Source organism: Frigoribacterium sp. PhB160, from assembly GCF_003751785.1.
Classification (GTDB): Bacteria; Actinomycetota; Actinomycetes; order Actinomycetales; family Microbacteriaceae; genus Frigoribacterium.
The window spans coordinates 447,662-471,687 of the sequence record NZ_RKIE01000003.1 but is presented as its reverse complement, the minus strand read 5'-3'; the positions used below and the strand labels follow the sequence as shown (position 1 = coordinate 471,687).

Annotated in this window: 24 protein-coding genes; 13 read left to right on the top strand and 11 right to left on the bottom strand. The window is 74.8% G+C overall.

Features of this window, described 5'->3' with window-relative positions; translation table 11 throughout:
* Nucleotides 1-2: 2 nt before the first annotated feature.
* From EDF38_RS15235 to EDF38_RS15220, 4 genes are all read right to left on the bottom strand, one after another.
* Entirely contained in the window at nucleotides 3-2,075 is a 2,073-nt protein-coding gene (locus EDF38_RS15235) for a glycosyl hydrolase (protein WP_123356834.1), read from the bottom strand.
* A 35-nt stretch (nucleotides 2,076-2,110) separates the two neighbouring features.
* Entirely contained in the window at nucleotides 2,111-2,842 is a 732-nt protein-coding gene (locus EDF38_RS15230) for an HlyD family efflux transporter periplasmic adaptor subunit (protein WP_123356832.1), read from the bottom strand.
* Complete coding sequence (locus EDF38_RS15225) at nucleotides 2,839-5,058, bottom strand: glycosyltransferase (protein ID WP_233572492.1); 2,220 nt, start codon at nucleotides 5,056-5,058, stop codon at nucleotides 2,839-2,841. The genes EDF38_RS15230 and EDF38_RS15225 overlap by 4 nt, the downstream gene beginning before the upstream one ends.
* Nucleotides 5,059-5,559: 501 nt before the next feature.
* On the bottom strand, nucleotides 5,560-6,453 hold the full coding sequence (locus tag EDF38_RS15220; RefSeq protein WP_123356830.1) for a hypothetical protein: 894 nt from the start codon (nucleotides 6,451-6,453) through the stop codon (nucleotides 5,560-5,562).
* Between the two features lie 145 nt (nucleotides 6,454-6,598).
* On the opposite strand from EDF38_RS15220, the gene EDF38_RS15215 reads away from it, so the two are divergent.
* From EDF38_RS15215 to EDF38_RS15205, 3 genes are read left to right on the top strand one after another with little or no spacing between them, the layout of a single operon-like run.
* Entirely contained in the window at nucleotides 6,599-7,039 is a 441-nt protein-coding gene (locus tag EDF38_RS15215; RefSeq protein ID WP_123356828.1) for a hypothetical protein, read from the top strand.
* Between the two features lie 35 nt (nucleotides 7,040-7,074).
* The gene (locus tag EDF38_RS15210; protein WP_123356826.1) at nucleotides 7,075-7,434 is read left to right on the top strand and encodes a DUF3140 domain-containing protein; all 360 of its coding nucleotides are present in this window, start codon (nucleotides 7,075-7,077) and stop codon (nucleotides 7,432-7,434) included.
* Between the two features lie 32 nt (nucleotides 7,435-7,466).
* The gene (locus EDF38_RS15205; protein WP_123357083.1) at nucleotides 7,467-8,201 is read left to right on the top strand and encodes an SDR family oxidoreductase; all 735 of its coding nucleotides are present in this window, start codon (nucleotides 7,467-7,469) and stop codon (nucleotides 8,199-8,201) included.
* A gap of 10 nt (nucleotides 8,202-8,211) precedes the next feature.
* Here the strand turns inward: EDF38_RS15205 and EDF38_RS15200 are convergent, their stop codons facing one another.
* The gene (locus tag EDF38_RS15200; RefSeq protein ID WP_123356825.1) at nucleotides 8,212-9,252 is read right to left on the bottom strand and encodes a hypothetical protein; all 1,041 of its coding nucleotides are present in this window, start codon (nucleotides 9,250-9,252) and stop codon (nucleotides 8,212-8,214) included.
* A 310-nt stretch (nucleotides 9,253-9,562) separates the two neighbouring features.
* Here EDF38_RS15200 and EDF38_RS15195 point away from each other — a divergent pair, with 310 nt between their 5' ends.
* On the top strand, nucleotides 9,563-10,999 hold the full coding sequence (locus EDF38_RS15195; RefSeq protein WP_123356822.1) for a glucose-6-phosphate dehydrogenase: 1,437 nt from the start codon (nucleotides 9,563-9,565) through the stop codon (nucleotides 10,997-10,999).
* 124 nt (nucleotides 11,000-11,123) lie between these two features.
* On the opposite strand, the gene EDF38_RS15190 is transcribed toward EDF38_RS15195, so the two are convergent.
* Complete coding sequence (locus EDF38_RS15190; RefSeq protein ID WP_123356820.1) at nucleotides 11,124-11,921, bottom strand: transglutaminase family protein; 798 nt, start codon at nucleotides 11,919-11,921, stop codon at nucleotides 11,124-11,126.
* Nucleotides 11,922-12,017: 96 nt separating this feature from the next.
* On the opposite strand from EDF38_RS15190, the gene EDF38_RS15185 reads away from it, so the two are divergent.
* From EDF38_RS15185 to EDF38_RS15170, 4 genes are all read left to right on the top strand, one after another.
* Nucleotides 12,018-12,314 carry a hypothetical protein gene (locus tag EDF38_RS15185; RefSeq protein WP_123356818.1) on the top strand — a complete coding sequence of 99 codons (297 nt, stop codon included), beginning with the start codon at nucleotides 12,018-12,020 and terminating at the stop codon, nucleotides 12,312-12,314.
* A gap of 103 nt (nucleotides 12,315-12,417) precedes the next feature.
* Nucleotides 12,418-12,684, top strand: a complete 267-nt coding sequence (locus EDF38_RS15180) for a hypothetical protein (RefSeq protein ID WP_148061516.1) — start codon at nucleotides 12,418-12,420, stop codon at nucleotides 12,682-12,684.
* A gap of 70 nt (nucleotides 12,685-12,754) precedes the next feature.
* On the top strand, nucleotides 12,755-14,029 hold the full coding sequence (locus EDF38_RS15175) for a DUF2254 domain-containing protein (protein ID WP_123356813.1): 1,275 nt from the start codon (nucleotides 12,755-12,757) through the stop codon (nucleotides 14,027-14,029).
* 17 nt (nucleotides 14,030-14,046) lie between these two features.
* Entirely contained in the window at nucleotides 14,047-14,856 is an 810-nt protein-coding gene (locus EDF38_RS15170; RefSeq protein WP_123356811.1) for an Fpg/Nei family DNA glycosylase, read from the top strand.
* Here EDF38_RS15170 and EDF38_RS15165 read toward each other — a convergent pair.
* Nucleotides 14,843-15,757, bottom strand: coding sequence for a phospholipase (locus EDF38_RS15165; protein WP_233572491.1), 915 nt, complete (start codon nucleotides 15,755-15,757; stop codon nucleotides 14,843-14,845). The two genes, EDF38_RS15170 and EDF38_RS15165, sit on opposite strands and share 14 nt — an antisense overlap.
* A 648-nt stretch (nucleotides 15,758-16,405) precedes the next feature.
* Entirely contained in the window at nucleotides 16,406-16,651 is a 246-nt protein-coding gene (locus tag EDF38_RS15160) for a DUF1653 domain-containing protein (protein WP_123356809.1), read from the bottom strand.
* Nucleotides 16,652-16,708: 57 nt separating this feature from the next.
* Between EDF38_RS15160 and EDF38_RS15155 the strand changes: the two genes are divergently transcribed.
* From EDF38_RS15155 to EDF38_RS15145, 3 genes are all read left to right on the top strand, one after another.
* Nucleotides 16,709-17,377: a hypothetical protein gene (locus EDF38_RS15155; RefSeq protein WP_123356807.1), complete on the top strand. Its 669-nt coding sequence runs from the start codon at nucleotides 16,709-16,711 to the stop codon at nucleotides 17,375-17,377.
* A gap of 183 nt (nucleotides 17,378-17,560) precedes the next feature.
* Nucleotides 17,561-18,106, top strand: a complete 546-nt coding sequence (locus tag EDF38_RS15150) for an RNA polymerase sigma factor (RefSeq protein WP_123356805.1) — start codon at nucleotides 17,561-17,563, stop codon at nucleotides 18,104-18,106.
* Nucleotides 18,096-19,358 (top strand): hypothetical protein, encoded by a 1,263-nt coding sequence (locus EDF38_RS15145; RefSeq protein ID WP_123356803.1) that lies wholly within the window; start codon nucleotides 18,096-18,098, stop codon nucleotides 19,356-19,358. Before EDF38_RS15150 ends, EDF38_RS15145 begins: the two co-directional genes overlap by 11 nt.
* Nucleotides 19,359-19,398: 40 nt before the next feature.
* Here the strand turns inward: EDF38_RS15145 and EDF38_RS15140 are convergent, their stop codons facing one another.
* Entirely contained in the window at nucleotides 19,399-20,856 is a 1,458-nt protein-coding gene (locus EDF38_RS15140) for a carboxylesterase family protein (protein ID WP_233572490.1), read from the bottom strand.
* Nucleotides 20,853-21,860: a LysR family transcriptional regulator ArgP gene (locus tag EDF38_RS15135; RefSeq protein ID WP_123357076.1), complete on the bottom strand. Its 1,008-nt coding sequence runs from the start codon at nucleotides 21,858-21,860 to the stop codon at nucleotides 20,853-20,855. The genes EDF38_RS15140 and EDF38_RS15135 overlap by 4 nt, the downstream gene beginning before the upstream one ends.
* 68 nt (nucleotides 21,861-21,928) lie before the next feature.
* On the opposite strand from EDF38_RS15135, the gene EDF38_RS15130 reads away from it, so the two are divergent.
* A complete protein-coding gene (locus EDF38_RS15130; RefSeq protein ID WP_233572489.1) occupies nucleotides 21,929-22,654 on the top strand; it encodes a LysE/ArgO family amino acid transporter in 726 nt (241 codons plus the stop codon).
* 22 nt (nucleotides 22,655-22,676) lie between these two features.
* On the opposite strand, the gene EDF38_RS15125 is transcribed toward EDF38_RS15130, so the two are convergent.
* A complete protein-coding gene (locus EDF38_RS15125; RefSeq protein ID WP_123356801.1) occupies nucleotides 22,677-23,426 on the bottom strand; it encodes an ABC transporter permease in 750 nt (249 codons plus the stop codon).
* Nucleotides 23,427-23,601: 175 nt separating this feature from the next.
* Between EDF38_RS15125 and EDF38_RS15120 the strand changes: the two genes are divergently transcribed.
* Nucleotides 23,602-23,862, top strand: coding sequence for a hypothetical protein (locus tag EDF38_RS15120; protein WP_123356799.1), 261 nt, complete (start codon nucleotides 23,602-23,604; stop codon nucleotides 23,860-23,862).
* The last annotated feature ends 164 nt before the right edge of the window (nucleotides 23,863-24,026 follow it).

Here is a 24,026-nt window from a genome sequence, read left to right as displayed (position 1 = left end):
CGCTACCCGCGCGCGGCGGCGCCGGCGGCCGCGACCCAGGCGAGCGCGTACGCCCGCGAGTTGCCGTCGTCGACGGCGTCCTCAGGCAGGGTGAGCAGCGTGTCCCAGGCCGAGTCCGCCGCCGCGGCGCCCTCGAGGGCGGAGTACATCAGCACGTAGTCGCCGAGCGCCCCGTCGAAGCCGTCGGGGGCGGCCTCGGCGACGAGCGCGGCCACCTTCTCCGCGCCTCCGGCGCCCTCGGACGTCAGGTAGCCCATCGACGTCGGGCTCAGCGGGATGAGCTGGATGCCCGCGATGGCCGACGGCTCCGCCGAGAACCACGTCGCGTAGTCGCGCTTGCCGCCCCAGTTGAGCGACACGACCTCGTGGTCGAAGCCGGCCGCGCCGCCGACGCCCGCGTAGACGTCGTCGTCGAGGTCGGGCGTCACGTAGTAGGCGAGCGCCGCCTGCGACTCGGCGCTGAGCATCCACGTGGCCTCGGCGCCGAGCGCGTCGTCGCCCGAGGCGCCGGCCCAGAGCGAGAGGCCGGCGTAGGCGGTGACGGCCTCTGACGACGACTCCTGGTTGTTGCCGTCGGCGAACGGCGAGTACCCGCTCGCCCAGCTGTGCGACCAGTAGGGGTCGAACGCCCGCCGGTCGGGGAACGACCCGTTCTGCGACCCCGAGGCGATGTCGGCCGCGAGCAGGTCCATGACAGGCTGCCAGCCCTCCGCGAGCGAGGGGTCGGCCGCGGCCATGACGCCGGCGGCGTAGAGGAAGTACCCGTAGTGGAAGTAGTGGTCGTTGAACTCGTCCGAGCCGAACGACGTCGCCTTGCCGACGACGCCCTTGACGGCGGGGTCGTAGACGAAGCACTCCTGGTCGCGGGTCTCGCAGCCGGCGGGGTCGGTCCAGAGGTCGAGCTCGTCGACGATCTTGGTCTTCATCGTCTCGGCCGACGCCTCGTCGCCCAGCTGCGTGGCGAGCTGCCAGAGCATCGTCGCGCGGTAGAGCGCCTTGCCGCCGTAGTAGGTGTCGGCGGCGAAGGTGGGCGTCTGCGCGACGTCGACGGCGAGCTGCTCCGCGATCGTGGCGCGCTGGTCGTCGGTGACGCCGTCGAGGTCGAGGGCGGGCGAGGCGGTCGTCGTCGGGGCGTCGAAGGTCAGCCCCGTGCCGGTCGAGAGGCCGACCGTGCCGTAGACGGTCGGGTAGCGGAGTCCGGTGTCCGCGCCTCCCGCGGTGACGGCCGCGTCGCCCTGGTGCGGCACCGCGACGACGAGGGTGTCGCCGCCGCTCGCGGTCTCGTACGAGAGCTCCGTCGTCTGCACGGCGGCGTCGCCCGACCCGGAGGCGCGGTACGAGGTCGCGACCCCGGTCAGCGGCGAGGCGGCCGCGTCGAGCACCGCGGCGACCTGGTCGTCGTCCGCCCCGGCCGGCACCGCCACGAGCACGACCGAGCCGCCCTCGTCGAGGTCCACCGAGGACCCGTCGAGGCTGCCGCCCGTGACGACGACGCCCCACGTGCTGTCGCCGACCGTGATCGTGCCGCGTCCGTCGTCGAGCGGGTCCACGGCCTGGCCGAGGGTGTCGACCTGCGCCGAGGCCGCCGTGTACGAGACGGTGGGCGAGCCCTGCGCGACGACGGTGTGGCCGAGCACGGCGTCGCCGTCGCGGTGCTCGACCGTCACCGAGACGTCGTCGTAGGCGCTGACGACGGCGCTCGTCGCCCCGAGGTCGAGGGTGATGTCGGGCAGCGCGGGCCCGACGATCGCGGTCGCCGACGCGACGGGGGCCGGCTGCCCGGCGGCGAGGCCGCCCTCGGTCAGCTGGAACGAGATCGGGAACGGGAAGACCGGCATCGGGGCGTCGCCGAAGACGAGTCCGGAGAACCAGCGGTTCGTCGGCGGCAGGAGGCCGTCGGCGAGGCGCATCGTCGGGACGGCGGCGACGGACTCCTGCGGCAGGGCCGCGACGAGCGGGTCGACGACCGAGGCCGGCAGCACGTCGCCGACCGCGCGGGCGGGCCCGTCGGAGCCGTCGGGCGAGGCGTCGGGCGCGCTCGTGCAGGCGGTCAGCACGAGGGCTCCGGCGACCACGACGGCGAGCGCGACGACGGCGCGGGCGCCGATGATCAGAGGCCGATCTGGCGCAGGAAGCCCTGCATCGAGTCGGCCGGGCCGGCGAGCACGCCGTCGTTGCGCAGGTGCAGCTTCGCCGTCACGGGCGTCCCCGGCGTGACGAGCCCGGCGTACGAGCCCTCGACGAGGTCGTCGCTCGCGACCTGCAGGGTCGTCTCGGCGCTGCCGTCCTTCGTCTCGACGGCGACCTCGCTGACGCGGCCCGCGACCGAGGTCTGGTTGGGCAGGGTGAGGTCGACCTCGGCGCCCTCGACGATGCGCTCGTAGTCGCGCGGCGTGAGGACGAAGTCGGCCTTGACGAACAGGGTGCCGCTCTTGTCGATCGTGGCCAGCGTGCCGCCGGCCTGGACGAAGCCGCCCTCCTTGAGGACGACGTCCGCGACGGTGCCGTCGACGGCCGCCTTGAGCGTGAGCACGCCGGCGTCGTCGACCGAGTAGGTCGACGTCTCGTACGTGACGAGGCCCATCTGGATGTCCTGCAGCAGCGACAGGCTCTGCAGCTCGAAGAGGGTGTCGCCCTCCTTCACGGACTGGCCGTTCTCGACGAACGACTTCGTGATGGTGCCGCTGTAGTCGGTGCCGACCGAGTACTCCTGCGCCGCGATCTCGGCGCTCATGCTGTAGGCCTGCTGCTGGCGCTGCGTGAAGATCATCGTCGAGGCCGCCACGATCACGAACACCACGAGGATGCCCGTGGCCAGCTTGAGTCGGTTCATCCAGGTCATGAGGAGACCTTCTCCTTCGTGGTCGCGGCGGGGGCCGCGGTCGTGGTCGTCAGGTCGTGGTCGGTCGCCTCGCGGGCCGCGGCGGCGTCGGGGACGGCACCGCGCGCGGCGCGGCGGCCGGTCGCCCGGGCCCGCTCGGCGCCGAGGAGCGCCCGGCGGGCGTCGTCGCGGGCCTGCTGGCGCGGGTCGTCGCTCGGGGTCATGTCGGCGAGGTGGGCGAGCGCGGCGTGGTCGAGCTCCGCGGCGCCGACCAGGGGCGTGCCGCGCGGGGGCGTGGCGAGCCCGGCCGCCTCGAGCGCGAGCAGCTCCGCGGGGGTGCGCGGCGCGGGTCGGGAGACGAGGGTGCGCGTGGGGGCGGGGCCGACCTGCACGGTGCTCGGCGCGGCCGGCACGGCGACGGGCGCGACGCCCCGCTTCGCGAGGCGGGCGAACCGCTTGATGGAGCGCGCCTCCCGGGTGGCGGCCACCATGAACGCGCTGAGGATCACCGTGTTCAGGAGGTTCCACACCGTGGCGAGGGTGAGCACGCCGTTGTCGACGTCGCGGACGATCGCGACCACCGAGGTGAGGCTGAGGAAGACCCAGAACAGCACCTGCGGGATGATGAAGTTGAACGGCGACGAGACCTTGCCGGCGCGTCCGGTCACGCTCCACGCCTCGTCCTTGCCGCTCATCACGTTCCAGAGGGCCTTGACGTAGATCGGGAACGACACCGACGCGAGCATCAGCACCTCCCAGCGGAACGAGCCGAGCGTGTAGAACGCCAGCACGATCTGCATCAGGTAGAAGCCGGCGTAGAAGAGGAACCACTGGCCGACCGAGATGCTGAGGTTCATCGGGCGCAGGTCGAAGAAGATCTCCATCGGCGGCACCATGAGCAGCAGCAGCGGGGCGATGCCGGTGAGGTAGTTCGTCGCGGTGACGAAGTACTGCAGGCGCTGGTCCATCGTGAGGCTGCGGCGCGGGCTCAGCGGGTTGTGGCGGATGAGGATCTCGAACCCGCCGGTCGCCCAGCGCAGCTGCTGCTTGCTGTAGGCCTCGATGGTCTCGGGGGCGTCGCCGACCGCGAGGGTCATGGGGATGTAGATCGACTTCCAGCCGGCCTCGTGCAGGTGCAGGCTCGTCCAGACGTCCTCCGACTTCGAGTCGGTGTCGATGCCGCCCACCTCGTCGATCGCCGCGCGGCGGAAGATGACGTTCGTGCCGACGCAGAACGCGGCGTTGAAGCGGTTGCGGCCCGGCTGGATGAACCGGTAGAAGACGGTCTGCATGTAGCCCGCGCCGCGGCTGACGAGGCTCGTCAGGTTGCCGTAGGTCTGCGGCGTCTGGACGAAGGCGACCTTCTCGTCGACGAAGAACGGCACGGTCTCGACGAGGAAGTCGGGCGAGGGCACGAAGTCGGCGTCGAAGATGGCGAAGTAGTCGCCCTTCGCGATCGACAGCGCGTGGTTGACGTTGCCGGCCTTGGCCCCGTTGCTGCTGAGGCGCCGGATGTAGCGGGCGCCGAGGCGGCCGGCGAGCTCGCGCACCTCGTCGCTGCGGCCGTCGTCGAGGACCCAGGTGCGGTGCGCGCCGCGGACGGCGACGGCGGCCTCGACCGTGGTGGCGATCTTCGACAGCTCCTCGCCGTAGACGGTGATGAACACGTCGACGACGACCTCGCGGCCGGCGACGACCATCGGCCAGAGGTGCGGCTGGTCGTGCAGGCCGCGGCGCTCGACCTCGGGAAGGTCGAAGAGGGAGTCCTGCGTGGCGTGGAAGTCGAAGTCACGGGGGTCCTGGCCGCCCGAGAGGATCGTCCACATGGCGAAGAGCGCCTGCACGACGAGGATCGCCTCGGCGACGATGATCATCGCGTAGGGCAGGATGTCGCCGCGGTTGGCGGGGTTCAGCAGGAACTGCGCGTAGAACAGGATGCCGAGCGTCGCCACGAGCACGAGCAGCACCATGACCGGGCTGTGCGTCCGCGACCCCTCGGCACGCGCGGCGAGCCGCACGGGGGCCTTGACGGGGGTCGCACGGACGGGCGCGTCGCGGCGGAGGTCGCGCCGCCGCGTCCCCGCCTCCCGCTCGACGACCGGGGCTGCCAGGTGCCCCTCGTCGACGTGGGTGGCGTCGACGGGTCGGTCGGTCGTGGCGGGGGCGGGGACGGCCGTGCCGTCGCTGACGTCGGCCGGGCCCTGGGCAGGGCTGACGGCACGCATGGTTCGGGACATGCGGGTGCTTCTCCAGTTCGGGGCAGCGGAGAACCGGTCGTCGATGGGTGAGCACGAGGCAGACGTCCGGTGGGGCGTCGGCAGCGGCGGCGACTTCGGGTTCACCGCCCCGGGCAGGAGCGATGCGGGATGGGCGATCGGGTACGCCCTCGGGTGACAGCCTCGCCGGGTGTCCGCCGGACGGGTGATCCGGCGGTGCGGGGCTCGTCGCTTGTGGGCCTTTCGGGGGACCCAGGAGGCGACTGAGAGAGACAGTACAGCCTCGTTCGGGGGGTACGTGCCCCCCGTTCGGGGGGCCGTGGGCCCTCCCGGGCGCCACTTCCCGATACTGACGGGCATCGGCGGGGACCCGTCACCCGGACAGCCACCCGCGCTCACCGCGGCCGGTCACCCGGCGGGCACCCGCCGGTGCGCGGAACGGCCAGCGGCCGCCCCCCGGGGTCACCGAGCGCGCCCGGCGCAGGGGTCCGGGCGACGGACCACGGGGAGGCGCGGTGCCGCTCAGCCGAGGAGCTGCGCCGCCCAGCCCGCCAGGAACTCCGCCCCGGCCTCGTCGTGGATCGCCCCGGTCGCGCTCGTCAGCACCGGGTACGGGGTGCTCGGCACCCCGTCGGCCGGGCGCACGTCGACGTGCGCGACCTCGTGCCCTTGCGCGTGCAGCCAGTCGGCCATGGCGTAGTCGCTGCGCGAGTCGCCGACGGTGCGCCAGGCGAGGGGCCGGGCGCCGTCGGCGTCGAGCAGCTCGAGGGCGCGCTCGGCGCCTCGGTCCTTGCCGAGGTGCACCGACTCGACGTCGGTCGAGATGATCGTGGGGTCGACGCGCCACTGCACCTCGCCCGCCGCGTCCGGTCGCACGTCGTCGAGGCGTCGCACCCCGAGACCCCGGCGGACCAGCGCCTCCATCGCCTGCTCGTCGAGGGCGCGCTGGCGCGCGAGGTAGGCCGCCGAGGCGACCGTGGTCAGCTGCTCGATCGACACCATCGCGCGCTTGGTGCGGTCGAAGAAGACGAGGTCGGACCACTCGTCGGCGACGAGCTGCTCCATCTCGGCGGCGAAGTCGGCGGGCATGGCGAGCGTCTCGTCGACCTGCACCTCGCTCATGCCGCCCGGGCTGTGCTCGGGCCCGATCGAGAACCACGACGCGCCCTTCTCGCAGACGCCGTGCACGCGCGCGCCGGCCGGCAGCCCCGCGGCGATCAGCGGGCCGACGACCTCGTCGCGGATGAACGCGTCGGAGCGGCCCGTGTTGAAGACGACCGGCACGCCCGCCGCGGCGAGCGCCACGAGGTCGCGAGTGATCGCCGGGATCGCGATGCTGCGGGTGACCGGGCTGGCGATCGGGCCGTCGACGTCGAGGAGGAGCCCGAGGGCCGGCTGCGCGGTGGGTGCGTTCACCCGGCCATCCTCCCAGCCCGCGGGCGCACGCCACGCACGTCGGGCGCGGCGCGGCCCGCACCCCCGGCGACCGCGCCCGCGACCGTGGCCCGCGGGCCGTGGCCCGTTCGTGGGACGATGGACCCTCCGACCCTGAGGAGGCTTCGTGGCGTCGCTCCCCGAACCCGTGATCGCAGCACTCGAGGCCTTCGCGGCCCCGCACCGACGCGACGTCGTGCAGTCGGTCGCCACCGACGACCCGGGCGCCTCGCACGACGCGCTGGCGGCCCTGACCGAGTCGGTCGACTGGGTCGACATGGGCGCGGCCCACCCGCTCGGCCCCGACCGCAGCGACCCCGAGGGCATCCGCCGCCTGCTGCAGGCGATGGGCGCCGAGGGCCGCTGCTCGGTGCTCTCCGCCTCCGGCGCCGAGGACGACCGCGACCTCGGCGGCGCGCTCGACGGCGTGCTCCACCAGGCGGGCGGCGCGCTCGTCGTCTGCCGCCCCGGGCCGCTCGCCTTCCTCGTCACCTCCACGCGCGAGCACTGGCTGCTCAGCGACCGCGACGTCCCCCAGCTCACCGGGCCGATCCCCGTCGTCCGCTGAGGCGGCTCCGAGCGGGCGGGGGCATCATCGCCCGCATGGCCGACAGCACGAAGAAGAACAGCAGCGACGACGACAGGCAACAGACCTGGGACGACTTCCACGACGTCGTGAACATGACCGCCTCCCGGCTCGAGGAGTGGCTCGGCACCGACGAGTCGAAGGACGTCGGGCAGCACTCGAAGGGCACCGGCGAGTCGGTCGGCCACGACAGCGGTCGCCACATCGTCCGGATCCTCCGCGCGAAGAAGGCCGACCTCACCGACGGCGACTGGGCGCACATGTCGAAGGTGCACGGCTACGTGGCCCGGCACGCGGCGCAGCGGCCCTCGGGCGACGTCACCGACACCCCGTGGCGCTGGTCGCTCATGAACTGGGGCCACGACCCCCTGGCGTGACCGGCACCGGGCCGCCCCGGCAGACTGGGGCGATGAAGACCGCCCTCGTGACCGGATCCACCCGCGGCATCGGCCTGGCCGTGGCCCGCGACCTCGCCCGCGACCACCACGTCGTCCTCCACGGACGAGACGAGGAGGCGCTGGCCGCGATCGCCGCCCAGCTCCCGTCGGCCTCGGTGTGGGCCGCCGACCTCGGGGCCGGCGTCGTCGGCACGCCCGGCACCAGCGGGCCCGGCACCGGCACGCCCGGCACCCGTACGCCCGGCATCGTCGTGCCCGAGCTCGACCGGCTCGACGTCCTCGTGCACGCGGCCGGCGTGATCGGCGGCGACACGATCGAGACGACCACGCTCGACGAGTGGCGCCGGGTGTTCGAGGTCAACGTGTTCGCCGTCGCCGAGGTGACGCGGCAGCTGCTGCCGGCGCTGAGGGCCGCCGAGGGCACGGTCATCGCGATCAACAGCGGCTCGGGCTTCACGGCCGGGGCGGGCGCGAGCACGTACGCGGCGAGCAAGTTCGCGCTGCGGGCCGTGACCGACGCCCTGCGCGAGGAGGAGCGCCCGCACGGCGTCCGCGTCAGCTCGGTGCACCCCGGCCGCGTCGACACCGACATGCAGCACGAACTCGTCGAGAAGGAGGGCGGCACGTACGACCCGTCGCTCTACCTCGAGGCGCAGTCCGTCGCCGACGCGGTGCGGCTGGTCGTCGACCTGCCGCACGGGGCCACGGCCGAGGTCGTCTCGGTGCGGCCGACGAGGCGTCGCTGAGGCGCCGGCCTCACGACCGGCGGAGCCTCGACCACCACGAGCCACCGGACGAGCCTCGCTCGTCACGGCCGCGCGGCCGTCGATCGGCGGACGACACGGCCGCCGCGGGGGTCGTGCCCGGCCAGCCGCGCAGCTGCGTCTGGCGCGTCGTCGCCCCGGCCAGCAGCTCCGGCGGCAGCTCACGCTCGTAGACCCCCGCCTCGGTGCGGATGAAGCCCCGGGCCTCGGCGAACTCCGCGTCGTGCCCCATGTAGATCCCGATGAGCCGCGTGCCGCCACCGTCGTCGGTGAACTCGCCGACGACGCGGAAGTCCGCCCCCTCGTGCTGCACGCGCACGTCGATCTCGGAGTACTCGTCGACGTCGGACGCCGGGACGCTGCGCGCCCACATGCCCGGCGTCGTCGGCGTCCAGCCGTCCCCCTCCGGACGCCCGCCCTGGCGGGCGAGGACGACGGTCGCGCCGTCGTCCACGAGGTCGGCGACGTCGACGACGCCGCCGACGCGGGCCAGCCCGCCCACGCGGCGGTCGACCGTGCGCGGCTGGCGGACGCGGCCCCGCTCGACGGCGTCGACGAACTCCCAGCCGTGGGCGGCCGACACGAACCGCCCGCGGTAGGTGCTCGACCCGTCGGCGGCCTTCCGGTACAGCTCGGCTCCGGCCGGCACGCGACGGTGGGGCAGCCACGACACGGGCACGACGTGCTCGGGGTCGCCGGTGAAGCCGCTTCCCGTGAACGGCGGGTGCTCGAGGAACGGGCCTCCGGTGCGCCGCTGCGTCTCGCGGTCGGGCCCGCCGACGGCCTGCTCGAGCAGCAGGGCGCCCGTGCTCTCGAAGCGCATCACGTCGACGTACGGCAGGTCGGGCGAGAACTCGGTGCCCGGGCAGCCGAGCGCGTGTGCCCGGAAGATGGTGCCCGGGCAGCCGAGCGCGTGTGCCCGGAAGATGTCGGCCGGCGTCTCGGCCCAGTGCACGGCGGCGGCGAGCGTGACGTAGACGGCGACCCGGTCGAAGTGGGGCTGCTCGTACGCCTCGCTGAGCGACGGCGGCACGGCTTTCTGCAGGATCGTGTCTCCCCCTCGTGGCCGTCCCCCGGCGGCCACCCCGTCAGACTTGGGGGCCGCCGACCAGCCACGTCGCCTCGGCCCACCCGTGCGACCACCGGCCCGCGCTGCGGAAGCCGAGGGTGCGGTCGAGGCGGGGCGTCTCGTGGCCGAGCGTCCTCCGTGGTCCGACACCGCGCCTCCCCGTCCCGAGGGCGGTCCCGCCCGTCGCGTCGACGATGGCGCCGGGCCCCGCTGACGCCGTCGCCGGGGCGCGCGAGGGGGCCGCACGCCGCGCGTGCGGTCTACCGTGCAGGGCATGACGTCGACGAGTGCGCCCCAGCCCGCCACCCTGCTCATCCTCGGCGCGAGCGGCGACCTCGCCGCGCGGCTGCTCATGCCGGGCCTCGGCGGGCTGCTCGCCCACGAGCCCGGGCGCCGCGTCGAGCTGATCGGCGCCGGCGTCGAGGAGTACACCGACGCCGAGTGGACCCAGCGCGTCCGCGACTCGTTCGCCTCGGTCGACGCCGGCGGGCCGGCCGTGGACGCCCTGCTGGAGTCGACGCGCTACATCACGGCCGACGTCACCGAGGCCGCGGGCCTGACCACGCTGGTCGAGGCCTGCTCCGCGCCTCCCTCGATCTACTTCGCCCTGCCGCCGGCCATCACGGCGAGGGCGTGCCAGGCGCTGGGGGACGTCGACCTGCCCGAGGGCACCTCGCTCGCCCTCGAGAAGCCGTTCGGCACCGACCTCGAGTCGGCCGAGGCCCTCAACCGGCAGGTGCTCGAGCTGGTGCCCGAGGACCAGGTGCACCGGGTCGACCACTTCCTCGGGCGGTCGACGGTGCTGAACCTGCTCGGCCTCCGGTTCGCGAACCGCCTGATCGAGCCGATGCTCAACAACCAGCACGTCGAGAGCATCGAGATCGTCTACGACGAGGAGCTCGGCCTCGAGAACCGCGCCCGCTACTACGACCACGCCGGCGCGATGGCCGACATGATCCAGAGCCACCTGCTGCAGGTCATGGCCGTGCTCACGATGAACGCCCCGGCCACGCTGACGGCGCCCGACCTCCGCGACGAGAAGGAGCTCGTGCTGCGCGCGACCCGCGTCTGGGGCGACGACCCCGCGCACCACACCCGCCGGGCCCGCTACGCCGCCGGCACCGTCGACGGCCGCGACCTGCCCGCCTACGCCGACGAGAAGGGCGTCGACCCGTCGCTCGAGACCGAGACGCTCGCCGAGGTCGTCGTCGAGGTCGCGAACTGGCGATGGGCCGGCGTGCCGATCCTGCTGCGCTCGGGCAAGGCGCTCGCCTCGCGGCGCCGCGAGATCGCGATCACCTTCCGCCCGCCGACCCACGTGCCCCGCGAGTTCACCGGCGGCGGCACCCCCGACCGCCTCCGCATCTCGATCAGCCCCGACGAGATGTCGCTCGAGCTCAACGTCAACGGCCCGGGCGACGCCTACGACCTGTCGCGGGCCGCGCTGCACACCGACTTCGGGGCGTCCGACCTGACGGCGTACGGCGAGGTGCTCGAGGGCATCCTCGACGACGACCCGACCCTCTCGGTGCGCGGCGACTCGGCCGAGGAGTGCTGGCGCATCATCACCCCGGTCGTCCAGGCGTGGACGGCGGGCGACGTGCCGCTCGACGAGTACCCCGCCGGCTCGGCCGGGCCGTCGTCGTGGCCCGCCGGCTCGGAGCAGGACGAGCCCGCCGCCCGCGCGGCCGTCGCCGAGGAGTCGTGCTGACCCGCCGCTGAGCGCTCGCTGCCCCGCTCCCGCTCGCTGCCCCCCTCTCCCTCGAGGCGCGCAGCACGTGCGCCTCGGGCGGCGGCAGGACCGGAGTCCCGGAGGCGCGGGTCGGCCCGCCGGGTCAGCCGAGGCTGACGAAGGCGGTCACGTCGTCCGTCGGCAGCACGTCGGCGACCGCGCCGACCTCCATCGCCGCGATGCGCACGGCGCCGCCGTAGCTCGACAGGAACGCCGTGTCGGAGGCGTCCCGTCCCGTCGCGATGCGGAGCAGCGTCTGCCGCGGTGCCAGCGCCGTCGCGTCGACCACGTGCCAGGCCCCGTCGACCCAGGCCTCGGCGACCGCGTGGAAGTCCATCGGCGAGAGCCCCGGGGCGTAGACCGACACCAGCCGGGCCGGCACGTCGAGGGCGCGGAGCAGCGCGATGACGAGGTGCGCGTAGTCGCGGCAGACGCCCTGCCGGTCGAGCAGGGTCTGCACCGCGCCGTCGGTGGGGGCGCTGGCCCCCGGCACGTAGGCGAGGCGGGAGCCCACCCACGAGCTGACCGCGGCGAGCAGCTCGCGGCCCGCCAGGCCGCGGAACTCGGCGCGCGCGGTCGGGAAGAGCGTGTCCGACTCGCAGTAGCGGCTCGGGCGGCGGTAGCGGACGAGGTCGATCTCCTCCTGCTCGGGAGGGTCCAAGCGACCCTCCACGACGACCCGGTAGTCGACGACGACCCGTCCGGCCTCGACCTCGCAGAGGTGCAGGCGGGTGCCGTGGCGGTCGTCGACCTCGCGCACCGCGAGGGGCGAGCCGTCCTGGGTGACGACCAGCGCCTCCTCGTCGATCGGGTCGTAGAGCCGCGCCGCGGCGACCGACAGGACGAACTCGGCCGGGCCGTCGACGTCGAACTCGAGATGGGTGAACGCGCTGCGCCTCATGCCCGGATCATGCCAGCGTCGTGCGTCGGGCATGTTTCGCGGCGTGGACACGTCGCGTCCACCGCGGATGTCGGTGGCAGGGACTTGGATCGGGGCATGCCCTCGTACCGCGTCGCCCTGTCCGTCGGCACCCTCCGGCCGGGGGTGCCGCCCGATCAGCTGCTGCCGCGCGCCGCCGACTCGGCGGCCGAGCTGACGACGGTCGAGGCCCGAGACGTGATGGTGCTGCGCGGCGAGCCGCAGCTCGTCGTGCGCTACACGTCGCCCGACGACGACGTGGCGGTCGCGATCGGCGCCGTGGTCGAGGCGACCGTGGGCGACCTCGCCGACGTGCGGTCGGGACGCGTGCTGCGTCGCGACGGCGGGGCGTGGACGCTGGTCGCCGTGGTCTGAGGGCCGTCGACCGTGGGAGGCGCGGCGCCGTCGGCAGGACCCGTCCCGCAGGTCGTCGAGGGCGACGGCGACACCGGTGCCGGGCGTGCGTAGGCTCGGGCACATGGGGATCAGGGCGAGGGTGACGAAGGCCGCGGCGAGCGCCGCGACGATCGTGGCGGCGGCAGGACTGCTGACCGGCTGCGGCTCACCCGAGGACGATCCCGTCGTCACCGTCTCCCCCACGGCGGTGACTCCCTCGAGCACCCCCGAGCCCGCGACCCCGGAGCCGACCGTCGACGTGCCGGTCGACCCCTCGACCTCGTCGACCCCGTCCGAGCCCGACCCGAAGTACAGCGACGAGTTCGCGACCATCCCTCCCCAGAACTGAGCCCGGCGGGCGGGGTCGCCGCGACGAGCGGAACGGCCCGACGTCGGCGGTCCGGGATACGTTCGAGCCCGTGACCACGCGACCGTACGCCCCCGGCAGGCTGGTGCGGCTCCGCGAGTCGTTCTGGTTCCTGCCCGCCCTGCTCGGCGTCGTCGCCGTCGTCCTCGCCGAGGCGCTCGTCGCCCTCGACCGTGCGCTGCCGGCCGGGGCGACCGACGACGTCGCGTTCCTCGGCGCTCTCAGCGCCTCGGGCGGCCGGTCGATCCTGTCGATCATCGGCTCGTCGATGCTCACCGTGGCGGGCACCTCGTTCTCGATCACCATCTCGGTGCTCGCGACCACGTCGTCGACCTACGGGCCGCGCCTCGTCCGCAACTTCATGGCCGACCGCGCCAACCAGCTGGTGCTCGCGGTCTTCACCTCGACGTTCCTCTACGCGATCGTCGTCATGCGCACGGTCCACACCGAGGTCGACGACGCCAGCGCGTTCGTGCCCGTCATCGCCGTCCACGTGGCCGTGCTGATCGGCGTGCTCGACGTCGGGGTGCTCGTCTTCTTCATCCACCACATCGCGACCTCGGTGCAGATCACGTCGCTGCAGGGCCGCGTCATGGACGACCTACGCGTCGTCGCGGCGGTCGCCTACCCCGACGACGTCCCGGAGGGGACCACGAAGGAGGCGCGCCCCGCCCTCTCGACGACCGCCGCGGCGCGCACGCCCACGGCTCCCGCGCCGTCCGGCTCCGTCGTCCGGACCCCCGTCGACGGCTACGTCCAGTCGCTGACCTTCGAGGCGCTCCGTCGCGCGGCCGTCGACGCCGACACCGTGGTCGACGTGGTCGCGATGCCCGGCCGCTACGTCATCGCGGGCGACGTGGTCGCGACGACCTCGACGCCCGTGCCCTCCGCCGCCGTGGCGAGCATCCGCCGGGCGGTCGTCGTCGGCAGGGCGCGGACGCCCCAGCACGACGTCGAGTTCGCGTTGCAGCAGCTGGTCGAGATCGCCGTGCGCGGCCTGGCGTCCGGCACCAACGACCCGTACACCGGGGTGAGCGCCCTCGACATGTCCGCCGGGGTGCTCGTCCCGCTCTGGCGTCGAGGCGAGCCGACCACGGCGCTCGTCGACGACGCCGGGCACCCCGTCGTGCTGCTGTCCTGGCCCACGGTCGAGCAGCTCGTCGACTCCGTCCTCCACGCGGTGCGGACCTACGCGGCCGAACAGCCGGCGGTCCTCGACGCGGCCCTGCGCCTCCTCGACCGCCTCGACGACGTCGCCCCCGAGCGACGGGAGGGGGCGCTCGACGAGCACCGCGCAGCCCTGACGGAGGCCCGCGCCCGCGTCTGACGCGGCACGGGGAGGGGATGCCGGAGGGCGACAGCGTCCACCTGCTGGCGGCGCGCCTCCGGCCCCGGCTGATGGGCAGGATCGTGGTCGACGGCGAGCTGCGGTCGGGCGGACGGGCGGGCGAGCCGCTGGCCGGCCGTCGCGTCGTGGAGCTCGACACCCACGGCAAGCACCTGCTGACCCGCTTCGACGACGCCACCACGCTGCACACGCACCTGCGCATGCAGGGCTCGTGGACCGTGACGCGTCCCGACCGCTCGCTGCCGACGCGCCTCTGGCGGCAGGTGCGCGTGCGGGCACGGCTCGACGACGGCCACACGCTCTGGGGCGTCGACCTGCCCGTCGTCGACCTCGTGCCGACCCGCGACGAGCGCGAGCTGATCGGCCACCTCGGGCCCGATCCGCTGCGGTCGGACTGGGACCCTGGGGAGGCGGTGCGTCGCCTCCGCTCCCGGCCCGACGTGACGGTACGTGCGGCGCTGCTCGACCAGCGACCGATGTCCGGCCTCGGCAACCTGTGGGCCAACGAGGTCGGTTACCTGCGCGGGCTCCACCCGGCCACGCCGGTCGGGGCCGTCGACGTCGAGGCCCTCGTCGACGTGGCGGCCAGGGCGCTGCGCTTCTCGGCGACGGTGCCGGGCGCCTACCAGGTCACGACGGGGCGCACCCGGCGCGGCGAGACCCACTGGGTCGTCGGTCGCGCCGGGCGTCCGTGCCTGCGCTGCGGCACCCGGGTCGAGGCCCGCGACGACCCGCCGGGGCCCGACGGTCGGTCCCGCCGGGCCTGGTGGTGCCCCCGCTGCCAGCCGGCGATCAGTACCAGTTGACCGACTGGCTGTGGCCCCACGCGCTGCAGGGGGTGCCGTAGGCGCGGTCGATGTAGTCGAGGCCCCAGGCGACCTGCGTCGTCGCGTTGGTCGCCCAGTCGCTGCCGGCCGAGGCCATCTTGCTGCCGGGCAGTGCCTGCGGGATGCCGGTCGCGCCGCTGGGGTTGTAGGCCTCGTAGTTCCAGCCCGACTCCTTCGTCCAGAGGCTGACGAGGCAGCTGTACTGGTCGCTGCCCCAGCCGTACTTCGACGACATCATCGACTGCGCGGCGGCCTTGGCGGCGGCCGGGGTGTTCGCGGCGGCCTGCGCGGCGGCGGCGTCGGCCGCGGCCTTCGCCTCGGCGGCGGCCTGGGCCTCGGCGGCGGCCTGTGCCTCGGCGGCGGCCTGCGCGGCGGCTGCGGCGGCAGCGGCCTTGTCGGCCTCGGCGGCGGCGGCCTGGACGGTCTGCGCCGTCGCGACGGTGTCGGCGACCCGGGCCGCGACGGTGTCGGCGTCGAGCGCCTGGTAGTCGTCGAGGCTGGCGAGCGAGGCCTGCAGGGCGCTCGCGTCGACCTTGCCGCTCGTCGAGTCGACGACCTGCGAGGCCATGTCGATGGTCGCCTCAGCCTGCGCCTCGGACAGCGCGTCAGCGCGATCGGCGGCCTGCTGCTGCGTGGCCTCGACCCGCGAGGCCGCGACGGCCTCGCTCGAGTCGCCGCCGGTCGAGAGCGCGAAGCCCGTGCCGACGACGAGGGCGATCGCGGCGACCGAGCCGATCGCGACGAGCTTGCGCCGGGCGGCGCGGCGACGGGTCGCGGCCAGCGAGCGGCGGGTGACGGCGGGGGTCGAGCCCGTCGTCGCGGCGTCGGGGCCGGCGCCGTCGGGGGCGGTGCTGTCGGTGCGGGGGGTGTTCGGGGTCATGACGTCCTATCGCTGGCCGACCCGCGCCTCCTGGTCTCGGTCTCGATCTGGTCGAGGTCGACTCGGACAGGCACATGTCACGCGCGGAAGCGCGATCGCCGCGGGCGGCGTCCGACGGTCCCTCCCGGAGTGCGGGGGCACGCACGCCTGGCATCCGCTGACGGCGGGCAGGCGGCGCGAGGACGCGTCGGCGTGACGGGGGTCGGTGTGGGGTCCCACGAGGCCTCGGGGCCCCGGCTCGTCCGCCGCGGGCACCCCGGTGTCGGGCGGGCGCTCGGGCGAAGTGACGAGCATGCACGACGGGCCTGACCGGAACCACACAGACTCCTGGCAAACTCATCCGTCCGGATGACACGAGATCATCCTGGGCACTGTCGCCACGGGGTGCCCGGCAGCTAGGCTCGCGGCGACCGGTCGAGACCCCGCTGGGTGGATCGCCGGTGCCCCTGAACCCGTCGCCGACGTCACCGTCGGCGTGCCCCTGCCCCTCTGCCCGCCGACGGGCCCACGGCACCGGTGACCGTCCCCGACGCGGTCGCGACCCCGGTGGGCCGGTCTCCGGGAGGGCGCGGGCGACGAGCCCCGTCCTCCCGGATCTCCCGCCGCGGGCGCTCCGCCGGCGGGCGCTCCGCCGCGTTCGCGCCGCCGTCAGCCCTCGCGGACGAAGCGCGGTCCGTCGTAGCCGTCGCGCACGACCCGCCCGACGAAGTCGTCGAGCGGCCGCACCCAGTGCGACCGGTCGTCGTAGAGGGTGCGGTAGAAGACGAGCAGCTCGTCGGTCTCGGTGTGCCGCCCGGTGCCGACGACCTCGTAGCGCCCGCCCTTGAAGTGCCGGTAGGTGCCCGGCTCCGGAGGCGCGGCCTGGCCGCCCTGCGAACCGTCCGTCTCGATCATCCGCCCAGGGTACGTCGCCGCCCGACGGTGTCGGCGGCTGCCCCTACCCTGGTCGGCATGGCACTCCTCCACGAAGCGACCCTCGTCCCGTCCAAGCTCGACCTGGTCGTGCCGTGGGCCGCCTCCCAGCCCTGGTTCGAGGGCGACCCGGCCTCGGTCGTGAAGGTGGCCGCCTACCGGCTCGACGACCCGGCCGGCGAGGTCGGGCTCGAGACCCTGCTGCTGCGCGCCGGCGACGGGCCCGTGCTGCAGGTGCCCGTCACCTACCGCGACGCCCCGCTCGCCGGCGCCGAGGCGTCGCTCGTCGGCACGATGCGGCACTCGGTGCTCGGCGAGCGCTTCGTCTACGACGCCGTCGCCGACCCGGTCTACCTCGCCACGCTGGTCGCCACGGCCCTCACGGGCGGCGGCCACGCCGACATCGTCGTGCGCGCCGCCGACGGCAGCGAGGTCACCCACGAGTCGTCGACCACGGTCGTCGGCAGCGGCGAGCCCGGCACGGCCGTGCCGCCCGTCGAGGTCGGCGAGGCGACGACCGTCGACGGCTCCACCGTCGTCCGCGCCGGCGGGGTGACGGTCGTCGTCGCCCGACGCCCCGAGGGCGTGACGCCCCGCGACCTGGTCTCGGCGGCGGGCGACGCGCACGACGAGTCGGCCGCGGTGCTCACCGGCATGTGGTCGGACGACAGCGCGCCCGCGACGCTGGCCGTCGTGCTCGTCCACTGAGTCGAGCCGAGCCGGGGGGCGGGAGCGACGGATGAGGGGCACGGGGGCGGGGGTCTCGGGGGCGGGGGCTGCGGCGCCCAGGCGCACCGCGCCTCCTCGTGTCGACGGACGTCCTGAGAGAAGTTCGAGCCTGCCTGTCAGGATCGCGCCGGACCCGACATTCCTCAGGTAGAGGGGGTGGACATGGACCTGACGACGGAGAGCGACTCCGATCTCGTGCGGCGGACCGCGACGGGCGACCGTGCGGCGCTGTCGGAGATCTTCGACCGCTACGCGCCGACCGTGACCCGGTACGCGTGGGCGCTGGTCGACAGCCGGATGGACGTGGAGGAAGTCGTGCAGGACACCCTCGTCACGATGTGGCGGCGATCGGGCGAGATCCGGCTGCACGACGACTCGCTGTTGCCCTGGCTGCTCGTCGCCTGCCGCAACCACGCCATGAACCTCCGTCGCGCCCGTCGGCGGTCGAGCGCCGACGAGCTGCCCCTCGAGCTCGTCGACCTCGGGGCGGAGGACGCCGCCGAGGCCCGCGAGCGACTGCGCTGGGTGCGCGACGAGATCCGCGCCCTGGGGCCGCTCGACCAGCAGGTCGTCGAGCTCTGCCTCGTCGAGGGGCGCTCCTACGCCGAGGCCGCGAAGGCACTCGGCATCAGCGTCGGCTCGCTCACCCAACGGGTGTCGCGCAGCCGCGCCCGACTCAGGAAGGCGGTGACGCACGATGGACGCTGAGCCCCCCACCGGTGACGACCTGAACCGCATGCTCGTCTCGATGAAGCAGGGCGTGCTGCAGCGCGCGGCCGAGACGCCGCCCGCCCACCCGCGGCCCTGGGCCCGTCGGCACCTCGGGCTGACGCTCGGGCTCGTCGCCCTGCTCGGCATCGGCGGGGCCGGCGGGGCCGCGGCGCTGCTCCTCCCGTCGCCGTTCGAGGCCGCGCCCGCCGCCGTCCCGACCGGTGAGCCGGAGACGACGACCACGCCGAGCGCGACGGCGACCCCGTCGACGCCGCGGCCGGTCGAGCCGGAGACGACCACGGTGCCGGAGCCGGCCCTGCCGCTCTCGTGCGCCGAGCTCGCGACGCGCATCGACCTCGGCTCGTTCGTCCCCCGGGCGAAGGAGTACGACCCCGGCAGCTACTTCCCGTCGGAGGCCGCCTCGAGCCTCCAGGCCGGGGTGCTGGAGTGCCACTGGTACCCCGACGGCAACGAATACGCCGACTACTCCCTCGGCGTCGTGGTGTCCCCGGCCGGCGACCGCGGCCGGGAGTGGATCTCCGGCCTGTCGCAGTCGGGCCTGCCCAGCCTCGGCGTCGGCGACGTCTCGGCGGCGAACTGCGAACCTGAGTTCTCGCCGACGTGCAACACGTCGACGGTCGCGGGCGAGTGGTGGATCGAGACGAGCGCACGCAGCACCGACGCCGGTGCCCCCGCGGGCGATCCCGCCGCGCACGGCGCCGTCGTCGCGAGCGTCGTGGCCGCGATCGGCGACACGACGCCGCCCGCCCCCTGGGTGGCGCCCGAGACCTCGTGGAGCGACACGACCTGCGCCGACCTCGCCCGCGCCGACGTGGCCGCCGCCGCGGACAACCCTCTCCTGACGGGTCCGACGGAGACCGACAGATCGCAGCGGACGGGCATCCTGCGCACCCAGTCGACCGCGGTGGACTGCAGCTGGAGCATCGGGCCCGACACGACGGACGACTCCATGCCCCTGACATGGACCACCACGACGTTCGCCCCCGGCAGCGGCTGGGCCTTCGGCACGCGGACTCCGCCGGGCGAGGCCGTCGCCGTCGCGGGCGCGGACGCTGCCTCGTACGCGTGCCTGTCGTTCGAGGGCGCGGCCTGCACCCTCGACCTGCTGGTCGACGACACCTGGGTCGCCGTCGCCGGCACCTACGACCCGAACGCGGCACCCGACCCGGCCGACCGTGACCGTCTCGTCGCGGTCGCGGAGGCGGTGCTCGCCGCTCAGCGGGGGTAGGCGGCCGGGCCGGGTCGTGCGCGGCCCGGCCCAGCCGCGCTCAGTCGCGGAACAGGCGCAGCGTGTCGCCGAGCCCCGCGGCCGCGTCGCCCGCCAGGGTGCCCGTGCGGGCGAAGTCGCCCCACACCTGGCGCAGGCGGCGGCCGCGGCGGTCGACCTCGTCCCACCCGGCATCGCCGAGCAGTGCCGACCCACCCCACGCCTCGCGTCCGCCGAGCAGCAGGGGCACGTCGGTGATGTGCGACGCCCCGTAGTCGCTGCCCGGCGGTCGCCACGTGATCTCGTAGCGGGTGGCGCGACCGCCCGCGGCCCGGTGCCGGGCCACGAACCGCCGGGCGTCACGGGTGTAGACCGCGTCCGTCGTGACCCGAACGAGCGCGCGGCGCAGCGCGCGGCCGACGAGCGGCAGGCCGGTGAGCCGGCGCAGAGCCCCGACGAACGGCACGTACAGCCCGGTCTCCTCCGTCGTCGTGCCGATGAGCACGTCGACCTCGGGGGCCACCGCCGACCACGCCGCCTCGCGCTCGTCCTCCGCCGGCAGGGGCGCGCGACCGTACTGGGCGCCGAAGGCCATGCCGCCCCGCAGCCCGTACCGGACCGCTGCCCGCTCGGCCGTCGCCTGCCGCGCGAGGAGGTCGTCGACGGGGTCGTCCGCCCCGGCCGCCCCGACGGCGGCGACCATGGCCGACGTCATCCGCGACCGCCCGCGCATCAGCCCGAGGGGAGCGCTCTGGACGATCGCCCGGCGGAACGTCCCGCGCGCGCCCTCGCTGATCATGAGGTGGGCGATCGCGTCGCCGCCCGCCGACTGCCCGAAGAGGGTGACGGAGTCGGCCGCTCCCCCGAAGGCCTCGATCTGGTCGTGCACCCAGCGCACGGCCTGCACCTGGTCGAGCAGCCCGAGGTTCGCGGGCACGACGTCGCCGTCGCCCAGGTAGCCGAACATGCCGAGCCGGTAGGTCACGGTGACGACGACGACGCGCTGCTCGGTGACGAGCGTGACCGGGTCGTAGACGTGCAGGTCTCCGGCGCCCGTCACGTACGAGCCGCCGTGGATCCAGACCATGACGGGCAGGCGCTCGTCCGGCCCGACGTCGGCGGGCAGGGTGATCGACAGGAACTGGCAGTGCTCGGACGCGATCATCCCGTCGCTCGCGCCCTGGATGAGGGCCTCCAGCACCGGCGACGGGAGCTGCGGCGAGGCCGGCGACCGGGTGAAGGCCTCGAAGGCGACGGGCTGCCCGTCGTCGTCGACCGCGGGAGGCGCGGGCTGCGGAGCCCGGTGACGCTCGGCCACCGCGTAGGGCACGCCGAGCACGCGCACGACGTCGTCGTCGACGAAACCGACGATCTCGCCCACCCCGGTCGAGAAGGTCCGCGTCCGCCGAGGACGCCCGTCGGCCCCGAACGCGTCGGCGCCCCAGGAGGCGCGCGGCGTCGTCGTGACGGGCTGCTCGGGCTGCTGCGGCGGGGTGCGGGTCTCGGGAACGGTGCTCACCGGTCCACGCTAGCCGCGCCTCCCCGGCTCGGGCCCACCGCCGGAGGCGCGGGTCGGGTGACCGGACGCAGCTCCCGCGCCGCCGTGGCCCGCACCGCGTCGGTCACGGCGTCGAGCAGCGGCGACGGCAGGGTCCAGCGCTGCCACCAGAGCGCGACGTCGATCGCCCGGCCGGGCGCGAGGTCGACGAGCCGGCCGTCGACGAGGAGGTCGGCGCACTGCTGCTCGGGGAGCATGCCCCAGCCGAGCCCGAGCTCGACGGCCCGCGCGAAGTCGGCCGTAGCGGGCACGAACGTGCGGGGCGGGCGGGGGTCGTGGCCGAGCTCCTCACGGAGGAACCGCTGCTGCAGGTCGTCCGCGCGGTCGAAGTCGATCATCGGGGCGGTGGCGAGTCCGCTGTCGGCGAGACGGCCGTCGCCGTCGCCGTCGAGCCAGCGCTCGACGAAGCCCGGGCTCGCGACCGCCCGATAGCGCATCAGGCCGAGCGGCTCCGACGAGCAGCCCTGGACGGGCTCGCGCGTCGACGTGACCGCGGCGAGCACGGTGCCCGAGCGGAGGAGCGACGTCGTGTGCTCCTGGTCCTCGCGGTGCAGGTCGAAGACGGCGGCGACCGTGGACGGCAACGACGCCAGCGCCCCGAGGAACCAGGTGCCGAGCGAGTCGGCGTTGACGGCCAGGGCGACCGACGTCGGGACGGGACGGGTGCTGGCGGGGCCGCCCGCGCCTCCGGCGCCCCCGGCGGTGCCGTGCCCCAGCTCGGCCGCCGCCTCGGCCTCGAGCAGCTGCACCTGACGCGCGTAGCGCAGCACGACGTCGCCGGCGGCCGTCGTGCTCACCGGCAGGGTGCGCCGCACGAGCACCTGCCCGACCAGCCGCTCGAGCTGCTTGACCCGCTGCGACACCGCCGGCTGCGTCACGTGGAGGCGCTGGGCCGCGGCCTCGAAGGAGCCCTCCTCCACCAGCGCCCGCAGCGTAGCGAGCTGGTCGGGCGTCGATCCGATCATCACGTGAGCTTATGACTCATGCATCGCATTAGCTACGACGATCGCCCTCGCGGCCGTAGCGTCGAGCCGTGCCCCTCTCCACCATCCTGTCGACCGCCCTGCTCGGCTTCGGCACCGGCCTCGCCCTCATCGTCGCGATCGGCGCCCAGAACGCCTACGTGCTGCGCATCGGGCTGCTCGGGCGCACCCGCCTGACCGTGCCGGTCGTGCTGGTCTGCGCGCTGAGCGACGCCGTGCTCATCGCCGCGGGCGTCGCGGGGGTCGGCGCCGTCGTCGAGGCGGCGCCGCAGGTCGTGACGGCGGTGCGGGTCGTGGGCGCGGGGTTCCTGCTCGTGTACGCCGTGTTCGCGGCGCGGCGGGCGCTGCGGCCCTCGGGCGAAGCGCTGACCGCCGACGTCGCCGCCGGCGTCGCGGCGGACGCAGCCGTCGCGGCCGAGTCGGCGCACGCAGATCTGCCGAGGGCGGGTGTTCGTGCTCGAGAGGCGACCGGGACCACGACCACGACCACGCGGGCGGCCGTCCTCACGGCGGTCGCGTTCACGTGGCTCAACCCGCACGTGTACCTCGACACGCTCGTCTTCCTCGGGTCGGTGGCCAACCAGCAGCCCGGCGACCTCCGCTGGTGGTGGGCCGCGGGAGCGGTGACCGGCAGCGTCGTCTGGTTCTCGGCGCTGGGCCTGGGGTCGCGCCTCCTGCGTCCGCTGTTCGCGAGGCCGGGCGCGTGGCGCGTGCTCGACGGCGTCATCGCCGTGGTGATGGCCGCGCTCGGCCTGAAGCTGCTCGTCGGCGGCTGACCAGCCGGTGCCGGGCGAGCCCTCAGCGCAGCGGCGCCGCCTCGGTCGGCAGCGTGCGCGGCGCCCCGAACCGCCATGAGACGAGCGAGACGGCCAGCGCACCGCCCGCCATGATGCAGGCCAGCACGACGAGCTGGAACGCCGCCGCCTCGACCGGCGACGCCCCCGCGAACACCGCGCCGACGAACGCACCCGGCAGCGTCACGATCCCGGTGGTGCGGGTCTGGTCGGTCGACGGCACGATCGCTGACGACGCCGCCGAGCGCACCGCCCGCCGCGCCGCGACCCGAGGAGCAGCGCCCAGCGCGAGCCACCCCTCGATCTCGTCGCGGTCGGCGACCAGGCTCGCCCCCAGGAGGCGTCCCATCAGCGTCGTCACCGCCATGACGTTCCCGACGACGATGCCGCCGACCGCCAGCACGTAGCGTGGGCTCGGCTCGACCGCGCCCAGCCCGAGCGCGACCGCCACCGGCACCGCGGCCGACGCGGCGACGACGCCGACCAGCAGCGGCAGGAGGCGCGCCGTCAGCCCCAGCCGCGACCGCACCGTCCACGCCGCGGCCAGCACCATCGCGGCGAGGAACGCCGCGACCCAGGCCGGCCGCTCGATCACCCCGACGAGCACGAGGCTGAGCAGCCCCAGCTGCACGACCGCCCGCAGCATCGCCCACGGCTGCAGCCAGGGCTGCTCGAGCCCCAGGCCCCGCACGACGACGGCGGCGAGGGCGGTCAGCACGACGACGGTGACGAGCGCGGGCAGGAGCAAGGTCACGGGCCGACGCTACCGCCCCGCCGCGCTCCCCGTCGGGGCTCGGGACACGCCGATGATCCGCGTTGTTTTGAACTACTCAAAAGAAGGGCTAGGGTGGGGACCACGCCGACGGTGACGACAGACCTGGTCTCCCCCGACGGCCCGGCCCGTCGGCGAACGACCGACAGGAGCCCCCATGAGCACCAGCAGCACCCGCACCGCCCCCGCGCAGCCCTTCCCGCTCGGCGGCCAGTTCACGAGCACGGCCCGTCGCGACGCGACCGTCGGCTCGTACGTCTCCTCGACGGCACGCGACATGACCACGATCGGGGCGTACGTGACGCCCTCCGTGCAGCGCACCTCGCTCGGCCGCTACGTGCGCGCCCAGCTCGACCGCTTCGCGACGCGCACCACGACGATCCGCACCCACACGGGCGCGGTCGTCCTCGGCGGCTGACGCCGGGGCGATCCCCGCAGGAGGCGCGGTGTCCGCAGGTCGGACACCGCGCCTCCTGCCGTCCCGCGCCGTGCGCCCCGGGGCCCTGGCGCCCGGGGCGCGGAAAAGCCCCGGGGTGCGGAAAAGCCCCGCTGCGCGATGCGCAGCGGGGCTCCACCGGGAAC

Bases quoted from the DNA above. Each gene is read 5' to 3' on its own strand.
- EDF38_RS15180 (WP_148061516.1), top strand. From the start codon at position 12,418: ATGGGGATCAGGGCGAGGGTGACGAAGGCCGCGGCGAGCGCCGCGACG.
- EDF38_RS15230 (WP_123356832.1), bottom strand. From the start codon at position 2,842: ATGACCTGGATGAACCGACTCAAGCTGGCCACGGGCATCCTCGTGGTG.
- EDF38_RS15185 (WP_123356818.1), top strand. From the start codon at position 12,018: ATGCCCTCGTACCGCGTCGCCCTGTCCGTCGGCACCCTCCGGCCGGGG.
- EDF38_RS15190 (WP_123356820.1), bottom strand. From the start codon at position 11,921: ATGAGGCGCAGCGCGTTCACCCATCTCGAGTTCGACGTCGACGGCCCG.
- EDF38_RS15210 (WP_123356826.1), top strand. From the start codon at position 7,075: ATGGCCGACAGCACGAAGAAGAACAGCAGCGACGACGACAGGCAACAG.
- EDF38_RS15225 (WP_233572492.1), bottom strand. From the start codon at position 5,058: ATGTCCCGAACCATGCGTGCCGTCAGCCCTGCCCAGGGCCCGGCCGAC.
- EDF38_RS15165 (WP_233572491.1), bottom strand. From the start codon at position 15,757: ATGACCCCGAACACCCCCCGCACCGACAGCACCGCCCCCGACGGCGCC.
- EDF38_RS15155 (WP_123356807.1), top strand. From the start codon at position 16,709: ATGGCACTCCTCCACGAAGCGACCCTCGTCCCGTCCAAGCTCGACCTG.
- EDF38_RS15135 (WP_123357076.1), bottom strand. From the start codon at position 21,860: ATGATCGGATCGACGCCCGACCAGCTCGCTACGCTGCGGGCGCTGGTG.
- EDF38_RS15120 (WP_123356799.1), top strand. From the start codon at position 23,602: ATGAGCACCAGCAGCACCCGCACCGCCCCCGCGCAGCCCTTCCCGCTC.
- EDF38_RS15205 (WP_123357083.1), top strand. From the start codon at position 7,467: ATGAAGACCGCCCTCGTGACCGGATCCACCCGCGGCATCGGCCTGGCC.
- EDF38_RS15170 (WP_123356811.1), top strand. From the start codon at position 14,047: ATGCCGGAGGGCGACAGCGTCCACCTGCTGGCGGCGCGCCTCCGGCCC.
- EDF38_RS15150 (WP_123356805.1), top strand. From the start codon at position 17,561: ATGGACCTGACGACGGAGAGCGACTCCGATCTCGTGCGGCGGACCGCG.
- EDF38_RS15160 (WP_123356809.1), bottom strand. From the start codon at position 16,651: ATGATCGAGACGGACGGTTCGCAGGGCGGCCAGGCCGCGCCTCCGGAG.
- EDF38_RS15195 (WP_123356822.1), top strand. From the start codon at position 9,563: ATGACGTCGACGAGTGCGCCCCAGCCCGCCACCCTGCTCATCCTCGGC.
- EDF38_RS15145 (WP_123356803.1), top strand. From the start codon at position 18,096: ATGGACGCTGAGCCCCCCACCGGTGACGACCTGAACCGCATGCTCGTC.